This is a genomic window from Labrenzia sp. 011 (assembly GCF_003075075.1).
Taxonomy (GTDB): domain Bacteria; phylum Pseudomonadota; class Alphaproteobacteria; order Rhizobiales; family Stappiaceae; genus Roseibium.
In genome coordinates this window covers 237,329-251,419 of sequence record NZ_QCYM01000004.1, presented here as the reverse complement: position 1 = coordinate 251,419, position 14,091 = coordinate 237,329, and the positions used below count along the sequence as shown (strand labels likewise).

General features: G+C 62.1%; 14 protein-coding genes. 8 read left to right on the top strand and 6 right to left on the bottom strand.

Going from position 1 to position 14,091, the window contains the following annotated elements; all coding sequences use genetic code 11:
• Positions 1-150: 150 nt before the first annotated feature.
• Both DCO57_RS07315 and DCO57_RS07310 read right to left on the bottom strand, forming a co-directional pair.
• Complete coding sequence (locus tag DCO57_RS07315) at positions 151-942, bottom strand: 3-oxoacyl-ACP reductase family protein (RefSeq protein ID WP_116698202.1); 792 nt, start codon at positions 940-942, stop codon at positions 151-153.
• A 136-nt stretch (positions 943-1,078) separates the two neighbouring features.
• Positions 1,079-2,986: a propionyl-CoA synthetase gene (locus DCO57_RS07310; protein ID WP_116698201.1), complete on the bottom strand. Its 1,908-nt coding sequence runs from the start codon at positions 2,984-2,986 to the stop codon at positions 1,079-1,081.
• Between the two features lie 205 nt (positions 2,987-3,191).
• Here DCO57_RS07310 and DCO57_RS07305 point away from each other — a divergent pair, with 205 nt between their 5' ends.
• Together DCO57_RS07305 and DCO57_RS07300 are read left to right on the top strand one after the other, a co-directional pair.
• Positions 3,192-3,956: a sulfite exporter TauE/SafE family protein gene (locus DCO57_RS07305; RefSeq protein WP_116698200.1), complete on the top strand. Its 765-nt coding sequence runs from the start codon at positions 3,192-3,194 to the stop codon at positions 3,954-3,956.
• An 84-nt stretch (positions 3,957-4,040) separates the two neighbouring features.
• Positions 4,041-5,675: an acyl-CoA synthetase gene (locus tag DCO57_RS07300; protein ID WP_116698199.1), complete on the top strand. Its 1,635-nt coding sequence runs from the start codon at positions 4,041-4,043 to the stop codon at positions 5,673-5,675.
• 90 nt (positions 5,676-5,765) lie between these two features.
• Here the strand turns inward: DCO57_RS07300 and DCO57_RS07295 are convergent, their stop codons facing one another.
• On the bottom strand, positions 5,766-5,948 hold the full coding sequence (locus tag DCO57_RS07295; protein ID WP_116698248.1) for a DUF465 domain-containing protein: 183 nt from the start codon (positions 5,946-5,948) through the stop codon (positions 5,766-5,768).
• 456 nt (positions 5,949-6,404) lie between these two features.
• Here DCO57_RS07295 and DCO57_RS07290 point away from each other — a divergent pair, with 456 nt between their 5' ends.
• The 3 genes from DCO57_RS07290 (at position 6,405) to DCO57_RS07280 (ending at position 8,452) form a co-directional block, all read left to right on the top strand.
• Positions 6,405-6,611, top strand: a complete 207-nt coding sequence (locus tag DCO57_RS07290; protein ID WP_116698247.1) for a DUF465 domain-containing protein — start codon at positions 6,405-6,407, stop codon at positions 6,609-6,611.
• A gap of 223 nt (positions 6,612-6,834) precedes the next feature.
• Positions 6,835-7,329, top strand: coding sequence for a 5-(carboxyamino)imidazole ribonucleotide mutase (gene purE / locus DCO57_RS07285; protein ID WP_116698246.1), 495 nt, complete (start codon positions 6,835-6,837; stop codon positions 7,327-7,329).
• A gap of 28 nt (positions 7,330-7,357) precedes the next feature.
• Positions 7,358-8,452: a 5-(carboxyamino)imidazole ribonucleotide synthase gene (locus DCO57_RS07280; protein ID WP_116698198.1), complete on the top strand. Its 1,095-nt coding sequence runs from the start codon at positions 7,358-7,360 to the stop codon at positions 8,450-8,452.
• A 25-nt stretch (positions 8,453-8,477) separates the two neighbouring features.
• Here DCO57_RS07280 and DCO57_RS07275 read toward each other — a convergent pair whose 3' ends face one another.
• On the bottom strand, positions 8,478-9,875 hold the full coding sequence (locus DCO57_RS07275; protein ID WP_116698197.1) for an MATE family efflux transporter: 1,398 nt from the start codon (positions 9,873-9,875) through the stop codon (positions 8,478-8,480).
• A 525-nt stretch (positions 9,876-10,400) separates the two neighbouring features.
• Between DCO57_RS07275 and rpsU the strand changes: the two genes are divergently transcribed.
• The 3 genes from rpsU to DCO57_RS07260 all read left to right on the top strand — a co-directional run bounded on the left by rpsU (position 10,401) and on the right by DCO57_RS07260 (position 12,827).
• A complete protein-coding gene (rpsU, locus tag DCO57_RS07270; RefSeq protein WP_068409696.1) occupies positions 10,401-10,631 on the top strand; it encodes a 30S ribosomal protein S21 in 231 nt (76 codons plus the stop codon).
• A gap of 205 nt (positions 10,632-10,836) precedes the next feature.
• Positions 10,837-11,652 (top strand): tetratricopeptide repeat protein, encoded by an 816-nt coding sequence (locus DCO57_RS07265; RefSeq protein WP_116698196.1) that lies wholly within the window; start codon positions 10,837-10,839, stop codon positions 11,650-11,652.
• Between the two features lie 335 nt (positions 11,653-11,987).
• A complete protein-coding gene (locus tag DCO57_RS07260; protein WP_116698195.1) occupies positions 11,988-12,827 on the top strand; it encodes a sulfotransferase in 840 nt (279 codons plus the stop codon).
• A 90-nt stretch (positions 12,828-12,917) separates the two neighbouring features.
• Here the strand turns inward: DCO57_RS07260 and DCO57_RS07255 are convergent, their stop codons facing one another.
• Together DCO57_RS07255 and DCO57_RS07250 are read right to left on the bottom strand one after the other, a co-directional pair.
• Positions 12,918-13,589: a pseudouridine synthase gene (locus tag DCO57_RS07255; protein WP_116698194.1), complete on the bottom strand. Its 672-nt coding sequence runs from the start codon at positions 13,587-13,589 to the stop codon at positions 12,918-12,920.
• A gap of 93 nt (positions 13,590-13,682) precedes the next feature.
• Entirely contained in the window at positions 13,683-13,964 is a 282-nt protein-coding gene (locus tag DCO57_RS07250; protein WP_116698193.1) for an aa3-type cytochrome c oxidase subunit IV, read from the bottom strand.
• Positions 13,965-14,091 lie beyond the last annotated feature (127 nt).

The following is a 14,091-nucleotide window of genomic DNA, read 5'->3' as shown; positions in this document are numbered from 1 at the left end:
GCAGGCGGTACAGAAGCGTTTCGCGGAAAGAGCCGGACAGCCCTCATGCCGGGCTCTGTCACCGCATGAAGCGCCGGACCAAGTCCGGCTGCAAGCAATCCGCGCCCGGCGCCTCCTCCCGCGAAGGGAGGAGGATAAATCAGCCGGCGATCAGTCGTCCTCAGGCACGGCGACCGTATAGTTCAGCGGCAGACGGCCGCCGTCGGCAAAGATCGTCTGTCCGGTCACATAGCCGGCATCCTCGGAAGCCAGGAAGGCGGCAACGCCGGCGATTTCGGCAGGATCGCCGATCCGCAGCATCGGCGTGCGGGACATGATGCGGTTTTTCGCCGCCGGATCCGCGTTCACCGAGGCCAGCATGTCGGTCATGATTGATCCCGGACCGATCGCGTTGACCCGGATGCCGTGCGGCGCCAGAGAGAGCGAGGTTGCCTTGGTCAACTGCGACAGGCCGCCCTTGGAGACGCAGTAGGGAATCTGATTCGGAATCGCCAGAACCGAGTTGATCGAAGACATGTTGATGATGCAGCCCGGCGTTCCGCCGCCCTGCACCTTCTCGACCATATGACGGGCCACCGCCTGGGAGCACAGGAAGGCACCCTTGAGGTTGACGGAGAGAACCCGGTCGAAATCCTCTTCCTCCAGATCGAGGAAGTCGGCGCCGGCCACGATACCGGCGTTGTTGACCAGCACGTCGATATCGCCATGGGCGTTCAGGGTCTCGGCGACCATGTTGCGCACGTCCAGACGTTCGGCGACATTGCAGTGAATATACATCGCTTCGCCCAGGGACTTCAGATCCCCGACCGCTGCTTCGCCGGCTTCATCGTCCACATCGGCGATCACGACCTTCGCGCCGTCCATGACGAAACGCTTGGCAATGGCGAACCCGATTCCACGGGCTGCGCCGGTTACGATGGCGACCTTGTTTTCCAAAGACACGGAAATCCTCACGGCTGCTTGAGTAAAATCGCACCGCGTCAGATACGCGGGCCGCTTCGCGGCGGCCCGACATTAAGTCGCAAAACCGGCGCTGTCGATGGCCGTTTTGCGGCACCTCCGCCGGCATTCCGGTTTATCAAACGGAAATGCCGTGTGTTTTCAACGCTTCGCAGATCTCGTCCAGGATTGCCGGGTCGTCAATTGTCGCGGGCATCTTGTAGTCCTGGCCGTCGGCGATCTGGCGCATGGTGCCGCGCAGGATCTTGCCGGACCGGGTCTTGGGAAGCCGCTCCACGGTGATCGCGATCTTGAAGGCGGCCACGGGCCCGATCTGGTCGCGCACCAGTTTGACCAGCTCCTTCTCGATCTCCTCCTCCGACCGCTCCACACCGGATTTGAGCACCACGAAGCCGCAGGGCAACTGGCCTTTCAGCTTGTCCGCAATGCCGATCACAGCACATTCCGCGACATCGGGATGGGTCGCCAGAACCTCCTCCATCCCGCCGGTGGACAGCCGGTGGCCGGCCACATTGATGATGTCGTCCGTCCGCGCCATGATCGACAGATATCCGTCGTCATCGATCACCCCGGCGTCGGACGTCTTGTAGTAACCCGGGAATTCCGCCAGATAGGAATCGAAGAACCGCTTGTCGGCATTCCAGAGCGTCGGCAGGGCGCCCGGTGGCAACGGAAGTTTTATCACGATATTGCCCAGCGTGTTCGTGCCCAGCGGATGGCCCGCATCGTCAAGGACCTGGACGTCGTAACCGGGCATTGGCACCGTGGGCGATCCGGGCTTGACCGGCAATTGCCCGAGGCCAAGCGGGTTGCCGACGATGCACCAGCCGGTTTCCGTCTGCCACCAGTGGTCAATGACCGGCACCTGCAGTTTCTCGATCGCCCAGTTGACGGTGTCCGGGTCCGCGCGCTCCCCCGCCAGGAACAGCGACCGGTACCGGGACAGGTCGTATTTCTTCATCAGCTCGCCCTTGGGATCCTCCTTGCGGATGGCCCGGAAGGCGGTCGGCGCCGTGAAGAGCGACACCACATCGTGGTCGGAGATCACCCGCCAGAAGACACCCGCATCGGGTGTGCCCACGGGCTTGCCCTCGAACACGATGGTCGTACAGCCATGCAGAAGCGGCGCGTAGCAGATATAGGAATGACCGACCACCCAGCCCACATCGGACGCCGCCCAGAAAACTTCCCCGGGCTGGATGTCGTAGAGATTGCTCATCGACCATTTGAGCGCGACCATATGGCCGCCATTGTCCCGCACGACGCCTTTCGGCTCGCCGGTCGTGCCGGAGGTATAGAGGATATAGAGCGGGTCGGTGGCCTTGACCGCCACCGGGGCAATTCGCCTGCCGGCGGATTTCGCCGCGTCCTGCAGGACGGTGAGATCGTGGTCGCGGCCCTCCACCAGGCTGGCGGCAAGTTGCTCGCGCTGGAACACGAGACAGCATTCCGGCTTGTGCCGCGCCTGCTCGATCGCCGCGTCGATCAGCGGCTTGTAGGCGATCACCCGGCCCGGCTCGATGCCGCAGGACGACGCGATGATCGCTTTCGGCGCCGCGTCGTCGATACGGGTCGCCAGTTCGTGCGCCGCAAAACCGCCGAAAACCACCGAATGGATGACTCCCAGACGTGCGCAGGCAAGCATCGCCATCACCGCCTGCGGTGTCATCGGCATGTAGAGGATTGCCCTGTCGCCCTTCACGAGCCCCATGTCGGCCAGAACGCAGGCCAGCGCCTCGACCTCTTCCAGCAGTTCCGAATAGGTATAGGTTGCGGTCTTCCCGGTGATCGGGCTGTCATAGATCAGCGCGGGCTGGCCGGGCCGTCCGCGTTCCACATGCCGGTCGAGGCAGTTGTAGCAGGTATTGCATTCCCAGTCCGGATACCAGCGCCCGTACTGCCCCTGATCGGGATCGAAGACCCGGTCGGTCGTCGAGATCCAGTCGATTTCCGAGGCGGCGTCCTTCCAGAACCCCAGCGGATCGTCCTTCCAGCCCTGATAGACGTCGTGATACCTGCTCGCCATGACTTCTCCTCCCAGATAGCCGCCCGCGTCTTCAGCATCTGTCGAAACACGAAGGTTGCGGGCTTTTGCGCAATACAGTGCTGTAAGGACAGGTGGAATTGCAAGCCTTCGTCCATAAGCAATTCGGCGGTCGGGACTTTACGTAATCACTCTGGCATGCTTGTTTGCCGGGCCTGTCCCTTCAATGATCCCACCGACCGAGCACATGTTCGCGATTTCAGACCCCTGGTTCTATGCAGCCGCCATTCCGGCCGTGTTTCTCGTCGGCCTTTCAAAGGGCGGCTTCGGGGGAACATTCGCCATGCTCGGCGTTCCGGTCATGGCTCTCGTCGTCTCGCCGCTTCAGGCCGCCGGCATCATGCTGCCGATCCTGCTTGTCATGGATGTGGTTGCACTCCTCGCCTACAAGGGCCGCGCCGACTGGAGAAGCCTGACCATCATGCTGCCCGCCGCGATCCTGGGGATCGGCGCGGGCTGGGCCGCCGCCGCCTATGTCAATGATGCCTTCGTCACCCTGCTGGTCGGCATCATTTCCATCGCCTTCGTCGCCGACTATGTCTTCGTGCGCCGCGGGAAGACCACGGCACCGGGCCACAATATGCCCAAGGGCACCTTCTGGGGCGGGGTTGCCGGTTTCACCAGTTTCATCAGCCACACGGGCGGCCCCCCGTTCCAGATGTACATGCTGCCCCTGCGCCTGTCGCCGCAGCTTTTCGCCGGCACGGCCGTCATCTTCTTCGCCTCCATGAATGCCATCAAGGTGGTTCCCTACTTTCTGCTCGGACAGTTCGACACCACCAATCTGGCGACTTCCACGGCCCTGTTTCCGGTCGCCCTGATCGCCACCCTGGCCGGTGTGCGCCTTGTGCGCATCGTCAAGGCGGAAACCTTCTACGGCATCATCTACGTCTTCATGGCCGTGATCGGCGCCAAACTGACCTTTGACGGCATTTCGGCGTTCTTCGCCTGAGACCTCTGCACTCTGCAAAAGAAGCATTGCGTGCCGTCCGGTTTCCGGTTTTGATTCCGCCAGAAGGATCCAGGGAGGTAGATCATGGATGCCAGTCTCAACCCGTTCACCCGGGGTCTCGACAAGACCACCGCGAACTATGCCGCACTGAGCCCGCTCAGCTTCCTTGCGCGGGCAGCGGATGTATTTCCGGACACGGTCGCGATCGTTCACGGCAACCAGCGCACCGACTACCGCAGCTTTTACCGCCGCACACGCCAGCTTGCCTCTGCCCTCGCCGGGCTTGGTGTGGGCAAGAACGATACGGTCAGCGTGATACTTCCCAACGTGCCGCCGATGCTCGAAGCCCACTACGGCGTCCCCATGACGGGAGCGGTGCTGCATTCGCTGAACACCCGTCTGGACGCGGCGGTCCTCGCCTTTCAGATCGACCATGCCGATTGCAAGGTTCTGATCACCGACCGGGAATACGCCCCGGTCGTCAGGGAAGCGCTGTCGATCGCCAGGGTCCGTCCCGCCGTGATCGACTATTCCGATCCCGAGTTCCCCCAGGATGGCGAACGCCTCGGCACGCTGGACTACGAGGCGTTCCTGCAATCGGGGGATCCCGACTACCGCTGGTCCCTGCCCGAGGACGAATGGGACGCCATCGCCCTCAACTATACGTCCGGCACGACGGGCAATCCCAAGGGGGTCGTCTACCATCACCGCGGCGCCTATCTGCTCGCCCAGGCCAATGTGATCACCGCCGCCATGACCGGGCACCCGGTCTATCTGTGGACCCTGCCGATGTTTCACTGCAACGGCTGGTGCTTTCCCTGGTCCCTCTCGATCGTGGCCGGCACCCATGTGTGCCTGCGCTGGATCAGGCCGAAAGCCATGTGGGATCTGATCGCCGACGAAAAGGTCACCCATCTGTGCGGCGCGCCGATCATCATGTCGACGCTGCTCAACGCCGCCCCTGAGGAGAAGCGCGCGCTCGATCGGGTGGTCGAATTCTTCACCGCCGCCGCGCCGCCGCCCGAAAGCGTTCTGGCGGCCATGAAGACCGCCGGCTTCAACGTCACCCATCTCTACGGCCTGACCGAGGTCTACGGCCCCGCGGTCGTCAACGACTGGAAGACGGAATGGGACGCCCTGCCGCTGGACGAGCAGGCCCGGAAGAAGGCCCGCCAGGGCGTGCGCTATGTCGCGCTGGAGGATCTGGCGGTCCTCGATCCCGAGACCATGGAACCCGTTCCCGCCGACGGCCAGACCCTCGGCGAGGTCATGTTCCGGGGCAATGTGGTCATGAAAGGCTATCTGAAGAACCTGGAGGCCACCGAAAAGGCCTTTGCCGGCGGCTGGTTCCATTCCGGCGATCTCGGCGTGATGCACCCGGACGGCTATATCCAGCTCAAGGACCGGTCCAAGGACATCATCATTTCCGGCGGAGAGAATATTTCGTCCATCGAGGTGGAGGAGGTGCTCTACAAGCATCCGGATGTGCAGGCCGCCGCCGTTGTGGCCCGGCCGGACGAAAAATGGGGCGAAACGCCATGCGCCTTTGTCGAAGTCCGGCAGGGAGCGGAGACCGGCGAGGCAGAGCTGATCGCCTTCTGCCGGGACCATCTGGCGAACTTCAAGGCTCCCAAGACGGTTGTCTTCTGCGAACTGCCGAAAACATCCACCGGCAAGATCCAGAAATTCGCCCTCCGGGAACGGGCCAGGGCGCTGTGAACCGACCGTCGCCCCCGCTCGGCGACCCGACTTGCAAACAAAAAACGCCGCGATGATCCGCGGCGTTTTCGAAACCTCTGGATAGCGCTTCTAGTGAAGCGTCACACCATCCTGTCGTATTCGCTCGATCTCGTCCTTGATCTTCAGTTTCTGTCGTTTCATTCCAGCCAATTCCAGGGAGTCGGTACTCGGATGCAACTTGGCATTTTCGATCTTGCGTTCCATTTCCGCGTGACGGCGCTCAAGTTCTGCGAGATGTGACTGCATTGACATGGAAAAACCTCCTGTCTGTTGGCTCAACGGAATCATCGTGCCATAGGGAATCCGGCCTTGTCGATTGCGGAATCCGCATATCTTGATCGTTTCGCCGTCAAATAACGCATTCCGGCTGCTATCCTTAGAAAACTCTAAAATTCGCTCTGCAAATAAGCGGTTCAAAACTCACGAAATTTCCCCATGGTAACTTTGCCGGTTCACAGGTTTTCCCAAGGGTGAAAATAAGTGCGGTCCATCGTCGCTGACCGGCACGGCGGACGAAAATCCGCTGGCGGCGGCAAAGATGCTATCTTGCCTGCACAACGAAAAATGGACTACATCGCCTTGCCGCTTGTGGAATCATACGAAAGCGGAAAAGGTGACCACTCTTTACGAGTACCGGGGTATCTCTCCTGCATTCGGCCCGACGCGGGGAAGATGCTCTGGAACTGATCCCATTTTCGGGGGATGCAGATGGCGCAGTTGGACAACAATGCTTTACGGACCGAGCTCGCGCAGCTTCGTCAGGAGCACAGGGATCTTGACGTTGCAGTGGAAGCGCTGGCGACAACGGCCAATCTCGACGCCTTGCAGCTTCAGAGGCTGAAAAAGAAAAAGCTGATGATCAAGGACCGGATCAGCGCGCTGGAAGACCAGCTTTTCCCCGACATCATCGCCTGAAGACCCGCGCGGGCAAACCCTGGTTTCGTCCGCCCGCTCCTGCCCGCAACCGGGTCCGCGGGGATTGCGGCTTGCGATGACCGGCTCCCTGCCTATACTCCGCGGCTCTTCGAGATCAACGGACGTCCGGCCGCAGGCCGATCGTTTCGCAAATGTCGGGACATTCCGAGCGCGTTCCAGCGGATGCGGAATGCCCTGGAGCCGCCGGACACTGGAGCAGGAAATGACAAAAGCGGATGTCGCAATCATCATGGGCAGTCAATCTGACTGGCCGACAATGAAACACGCGGCCGACACGCTCGATCAGCTCAAGGTGACCTACGAGGCCCGCATCGTCTCCGCCCACCGCACGCCGGACCGGATGTACGATTTTGCCAGAAGCGCGAAGGCCGAAGGCTTCAAGCTCATTATCGCCGGCGCCGGCGGCGCGGCCCATCTTCCGGGAATGGTCGCCGCCCTGACCCCGCTGCCGGTCTTCGGGGTACCGGTGGAAAGCCGGGCGCTTTCGGGGGAAGACAGCCTTCTGTCCATCGTACAGATGCCCGCCGGCATTCCGGTCGGAACGCTGGCGATCGGCAAGGCGGGTGCGACCAACGCCGCCCTGCTCGCCGCCGCCGTGCTTGCGCTCAACGATCCCCATGTCGAGGCTGCTCTGGACGCCTTCCGCTCGGAACGCACCTCGGCCGTGGCCGAATTTCCCTCCGACGAGCCCCTTTGAATATTCGCGCAGAATCAGGATTTCAGCCATGAGCGCAAAAAACCGGCTGAGCCCGGGCGACACGATCGGCATTCTCGGCGGCGGACAGCTTGGCCGCATGCTGGCGCAATCCGCCGCCAGCCTCGGCCTCAAGGTGCATATATTCTGCCCCGACCCGGGCAGCCCGGCATTCGACGTCAGTGCCGGCGTCACCATTGCCTCCTATGACGACACCCAGGCCCTCGACAGATTCGCCGCGGACGTTTCCGTCGTCACCTACGAATTCGAGAATGTTCCCGGCCCGACAGCCGCCCATCTCGATGCGAAAGTGCCAGTGCGGCCAGGCGTGCGTGCCCTTGAGGTTTCCCAGGACCGCCTGTCCGAAAAGGAATTCCTGTCCGGCGCCGGCGTCGCGATCGCCGGATTTGCGCCAATCGGATCCCAGACGGATCTCGAAACAGCCCTGGCCCGCTTTGACGGCAGAGGCGTGCTGAAAACCCGCCGCTTCGGTTATGACGGCAAGGGCCAGATGATGATCCGCAGCCCCGGGGACGCCGCTGGCGCCTTTGAGAAAATCGGCGCGGTCCCCGCCGTGCTGGAAGACCTGATCCCCTTCGAATGCGAGGTCTCCGTGATCGTCGCAAGGGATCTGGACGGCACCTGCGCCAGCTATGACATCGCCCGCAACCACCACGAAAACCATATTCTCAAGACATCGACGGTTCCTGCCGGCGTCTCCGCGCAAACAGCGGCCTCTGCCCGTGCCACGGCCGAACGCATCGTCACGAGCCTCGATTATGTCGGCGTGATGGGCGTGGAAATGTTTCTGGTCCGTGACGGCGACGGCGAAAGGCTTCTGGTCAACGAAATCGCTCCGCGCGTTCACAATTCCGGCCACTGGACGCAGGATGCCTGCCTGACGTCCCAGTTCGACCAGCATATCCGTGCGGTCGCCGGCTGGCCCCTGGGCTCCGGCGAACGCCATTCGGATGCGGTCATGGAAAACCTCATCGGCTCCGAGGCCGACGCATGGCAGGACGTGCTTGAGGATCCCACCGCCCGGCTCCATCTTTACGGCAAGTCGGAAACCCGCCCGGGCCGCAAGATGGGCCATGTGAACCGGATTTCCCCGAAGACGGCCTGACGGCAGAGCCGGTGCATACCGCCTGTCAGTCGGTGACCAGCCCCAGCTTCTCCCGGCGCGCGAAGCGCAGGTTTGCCAGCAGGGCAACCGAGGCAAGGCCCCCGGCCAGGCCGCACCAGACGCCGACACCGCCCCATCCCGCAGCAAATCCGAGACCCAGCGACAGGCTGATGCCCACCACCCAGTACCCGAACAGCGCATAGAACAGCGGGATGGTGGTATCGCCCAGCCCGCGCAGATTGTTCACTCCGATGATCTGGCCGCCGTCGGCAAGCTGGAAAAGCGCGGCAACCAGCAGGAACGACGTTCCGTAGGCCATCACCTCCCGGGCTTCGGGATCCTCGAGATCGAGATAGAAGCCGACAAGGGTCTCCGGCAGGCTCCAGAACAGGACCGCGAAACTGCCCATGCAGACCATGGTCACCCCGAGCGCGGTCCAACCGGCCCGGCCGACCCCCGCGTGGTCGCCGCGCCCCGCCGCCAGGCTGACACGGGTCATCGCCGCCACCGAGAAGCCCACGGGCACCATGAAGGTGACCGATGCGATCTGCAGCGCGACACCGTGGCCGGCCAGCGGCAGGGTTCCCAGCCAGCCGATCATGATGGAGGATGCCGTGAACAGGGCCCCCTCCGCGATGATCGTCAGTCCGATGGGGGTTCCCAGACGAACGATCTGAAAGAACACCGGCCAGTCCGACCGCCAGATCCGTCCGAGAATATGGTAACGCCGCAGTTTCGGATGCCGGATGGCATACACGAGCAGAAACAGGAACGTGACCGAGGCGCTGAACACGGACGCGATGCCCGCCCCCACAAGCTCCAGCCGCGGAAAACCGAATTCGCCGAATATCAGCAGGTAGTCCAGGATGGCGTTGACGAGCGCCCCGGCGATCGTGGCCCACAGCACCACCTGCGTGCGCTCCATGACCGTCAGGAAGCCGCGCACGGCCATGATCAGCAGCGCCGGCAGCATGGTCCATTGCAGAAAGCGCATATAGAGGCCGGCGGTCGCCGCCAGATCGGCTTCCTGCCCCAGTGCCAGCAGAATGGTTTCGGTGAAGAACAGAATGCTCCAGACCGGGATGCAGAAGATCACCGAGATCCAGAACCCCATGCGCACGGCGCGGCGAAGGTCGCGTGGCTTGCGCTGGCCGCGCGCACGCGCCGCCAGCGGAATGACCGCCTGCAGGACCCCCATGCCGAAGAACCAGGTGAGCATGTAGAAATTGAACGCCAGCACGGAGGCCGCCAGCTCTTCCGCGCCCAGCCGGCCGATCATCAGCACATCCGTGGTGTTGATCGCCATCTGCGCGAGCTGCGCGCCTGCCAGCGGCAGTCCCAGTGCCAGAGTGGGCAGGATATCGCTCCGCCAGAGGGATGCGCCCTTGTCCGAATCGGGGGCCGTTGACGCGAGCTGCGCCATTCTTTTCTCCAACAGTCAGGGGTCAGGAACGGTGAGATACCGCCTCTAGGGTATGGCCTCATGAAACGGGAATGCAACGGTACGCGCCTTCCGGTGTTCCCGCAGCCGCAATGCTGCCGGCGGACAACCGGCGCCTACCATCTCACCCTGTTTTCCGGAGCCGACCCTAGTCCTCCCGAAAGGCGGTGCCAACCACTAAATTGCCGTCGCGGAGCGGTGCAGGAAGCACCTGTCCGATGAAGGGCCGCCCGCCTCCCGCGCGCCCTTTCTTTTCGAATGACTGTGGACACGGCTTGTCTGCTCTGGTATTAACCCGCCCAAAGTGAGCGACGCGTCAGCGGCGATCAGGTTTCTGTTCACATATGTTGCTCGATACACATGTGAATGAGATAAACGTTGGCTGCGTGTTTTCCGGGCGGCTGCAGGAACCGCTGGCAAGGCCTCGCTTCTATCATTGTCCAATACTGGCCAAGTCCAATTCTGGCTGCGGATCGGTCGCAGCGCAACGAAAATGGGAAAAAACGCGTGCAGGTTCTGGTTCGCGACAACAATGTCGATCAAGCGCTGAAGGCGCTCAAGAAAAAGATGCAGCGCGAAGGCATCTTCCGTGAAATGAAACTTCGTGGTCATTTTGAAAAGCCGTCCGAGAAGAAGGCGCGTGAAAAGGCTGAAGCAATTCGCCGCGCGCGCAAGCTGGCTCGCAAGCGGGCACAGCGCGAAGGCCTGCTTCCGGGCAAGCCGGCCGCTCGCCGCTAAGCGGCTTGAGTGTGCCTGGCGGCATGGATCGCCGATATCATTCAGAACTGCCGTAAGGCCGACCGGAGTCACGGTCGGCTTTTTGGCGTTTTGTGGAGAAGTCCCGGATAGGGGCAGCTCCGGAAGCGAAGCCACATTCCCGCCCAATTGGAGGCAGAAGAACGGCATGTCCAGTCCCTTGACCATAAGAGATCACATGTGCCGCATGCGCAAACTTCTGCCCTTTGCCACATTGTTCGGTCTGGCGACGCTTCTGGCGGCATGCAATGCCGGCGGCGTCTATAACGACGTACCGATCAACACCTCTGCCGGCTCTTCCACCAATATCGCCTCCCTGACGGCAGTGATCGAGGCCAATCCCTCGGACGCCCACGCCTACTCCACGCGCGGCATTGCCTATGGTCAGGCCGGGAAGCTCGACAAGGCGGTGGAAGACTTCAACAGGGCGCTGCAGCTCGATCCCCAGTCCTACCAGACCTATGCCAACCGGGCACTTGTCTACCGCCGGCTGAACCAGAACGACCTGGCGATTGCCGATTACACCCGCGCGATCAACATCAAACCCGATTATGACGTTGCCTATGTCGGGCGCGGCAACATCTACCGCCAGCAGGGCAATTTCAACGCCGCCCTGGCGGATTTCAATTCCGTGATTTCCCGCGACAGCAGCGACGCCCGTGCCTTCTACAATCGCGGTCTGATCTATCAGGCGCAGAACCAGAACAACCGGGCAATCGAGGACTTCGCGACCGCGATCGGCCTCAATCCTAAGGCTGCCGCGCCCTATACCGCCCGCGGCATCGCCTATATCGCGGTCAATGACCCGAACGCTGCCTTCTCCGATCTGTCCATGGCCGTCAACCTTGACCGGAACTCCTCCATTGCCTGGGCGAACCGCGGCCTTGCCCTGGAAATGCTCGGCAAGCAGAAGGACGCACGCCGGAATTACACCAAGGCCATTTCGCTGGACAATTCCAACAAGCTGGCCCGTGAAGGCATCGGCCGCGTCGGCCAGGGCTGAAACCGCCTGACCGGCAGCGCCCCCTGATGCAGATCAGGGCATCCAGTCTCCCTCCCCCCTGGAACAGACCCGTCACTGGCTGAACGGACGCTGACGGGCATCCCATACAATCGACCCTGGTTCTGGACGGTCCGGGACCCGGCTGACCGGCAAGGGGCGGCTGCGGACCCGGCCCTCGCCCTGCCCGCCTTGCGGCGACATACCGGAATGACGCTCCGCAGATCGCGGAGGATTGGCCGTGTTTCGACCGGTTTTGCCGGATGTGGTAGCGTGACGACAGTTCCGATTCTCGACAAGCGCCACGACACCCACATAGAAAAGGCGATCCAGCCCTTATGCCTTCCGGACCCATCATCGTCACCTCTCCCACCACCCGTTCAGGCACGACCCTTCTTCAGCGATTGATCACCAGCTCGGAAAACGGCATCTGCTATGGCGAGTTCACCGGACGCCGCCTGACCGAACTCTGTGACTTCGCCCACAGGGAGCTTCTGCACCTCCAGAACAACGAGGCGAGACACAAGTTCGAATGGGAAAACATTCTCGCCGGGAACGTCGACTACTGGATGGTCGGCCTGGACCTGCCGGGAGATTTCGCCAGACACGCCCTGACCGGCGCCGTTCACTTTTACCGCCAGCATCACGATGAAGCGACCAAGGCGATCGGCAAAGAGGTATGGGCGGCGAAGGTTCCAAAGCTTGCGTTCCCGCAAGTGGTGAAGATGGCGGACCTGATCGCGGATCTCAGATGCATCTATATCTACCGGAATGTTTTTGACGTCATCAAATCCCAGAAGTCGAAGAACTGGCTGACCAGCCGGCAAAAGCTGATCGAAGCCTGTCAGGAATGGCAGGCAAACACCGAAGTCGTCGCCGTTCTGAAGAAGAACGGGTTCCGCAACCTGCCTGCGATGCTGCATGTGGTCCGCTATGAGGATCTGACCGGCGATCTGGACCGGAACATCCGCGATATCGAGGCCTTTTCCGGCCTGCGAGGCATCAGGGCGGATGTTGCCGACACGAAGATCAACACCTGGAAACCGAACTCCGCAAACGACATGACACCGGCCGTGTCCTATCAGGAGCCGGCGCAGTTGACGGATGACGAGATCGAGGTCGTGAACCGGATCTGCGGCCCGCGCATGCAGGACCTTTACCCCGAGTTCATGTGCTGACCCCGGCAAGATCCCTCAAAGGGCCTTGAAATCGATGAATGTCAGACGGGCGAACACGAGCGCCTTCGCCTGCGCACGGACTGCTCCGGGTCAGAAGGGGCACGGGCTTTCAAAAAGGACCCGCACGCCGTCCGCCGGATGATGCAGTTCGAGGCTTTCCGCATGCAGGGCCAGCCGCGTACAGGCGCTCAGGGCCGCTCCCTGCGCATAAAATCTGTCGCCGATGATCGGATGGCCCAGGGCAAGCATATGCACCCGGAGCTGGTGGGATCGTCCCGTATGGGGAAACAGTCTGACGCGTGTCGTGCGCTCGCGCCGGTCCAGAACCTTCCAGCGCGTCAGCGCCGCGCGGCCATGTTCGTGACTGACCATCTGCTTCGGCCGGTTCGGCCAGTCGCACACCAGCGGCAGATCGATCTCGCCTTCCTCGGCGGCCGGATGGCCCCAAATCTCGGCGACATAGGTCTTGGCGGTTTTGCGCCGTTCGAACTGGAGACCGAGATGGCGATGCGCCCGCGGGTTCATCGCCAGGACCATCACGCCGGAGGTATCCATATCCAGCCGGTGAACGATGCGCGCCTGCCCATGGACCTCCCGAGCCCTGTACTCAAGACAGTCGGAATGTTCGGCGGCTTTGCCCGGAACACTCAGAAGCCCGCTCGGCTTGTCCACCACGAGCAGTTCGTCATCCGCATGGATGACAGTCAGATAGGGCTCTGACGGAGGATCGTAAACAAAGGAGACGGGCGCGGACGGGCTCATGACCCCTGCTTATACCAGAGCCTGTGCCACTCAAGACAAAAGGCGCGGAACGAACCGCGCCTTTCCGCAAGGCGGACTGCAGGAACAGACGGATCAGACCGTCAGGATCGCCAGAATGCCGGACAGGACGAACACCGCCGCAGGCGGGATCCAGCCGGAGGCACCCAGTGCGAGCCCGACCGCGGCGGCAACGAAGGTGGCGATCAGCATCAGCCAGCCGAAAATAGCCGCGGCGGTACCACCGAAACTGAACATGATCAGGCACACCATGACGGTCAGGACGGAGAGAGTGCCGACCTTGGAGAAGTGGATGAACCCTTCATAAGTCCGCTCGTGAGCGTCATAGTCCATTGCCGGAGCGTTATCGTCAGACATAAAGTCCCCCAGGATTTGCGATCTTCGGCTGCCTTCATACAATAAAGTTTTCCCCTTGGGCAATGTGCCCGCATGCAGAATCGCGCTTTGCGGGCGCGACTTTTTGCCTGCGGCCCGCCCGGCCGCG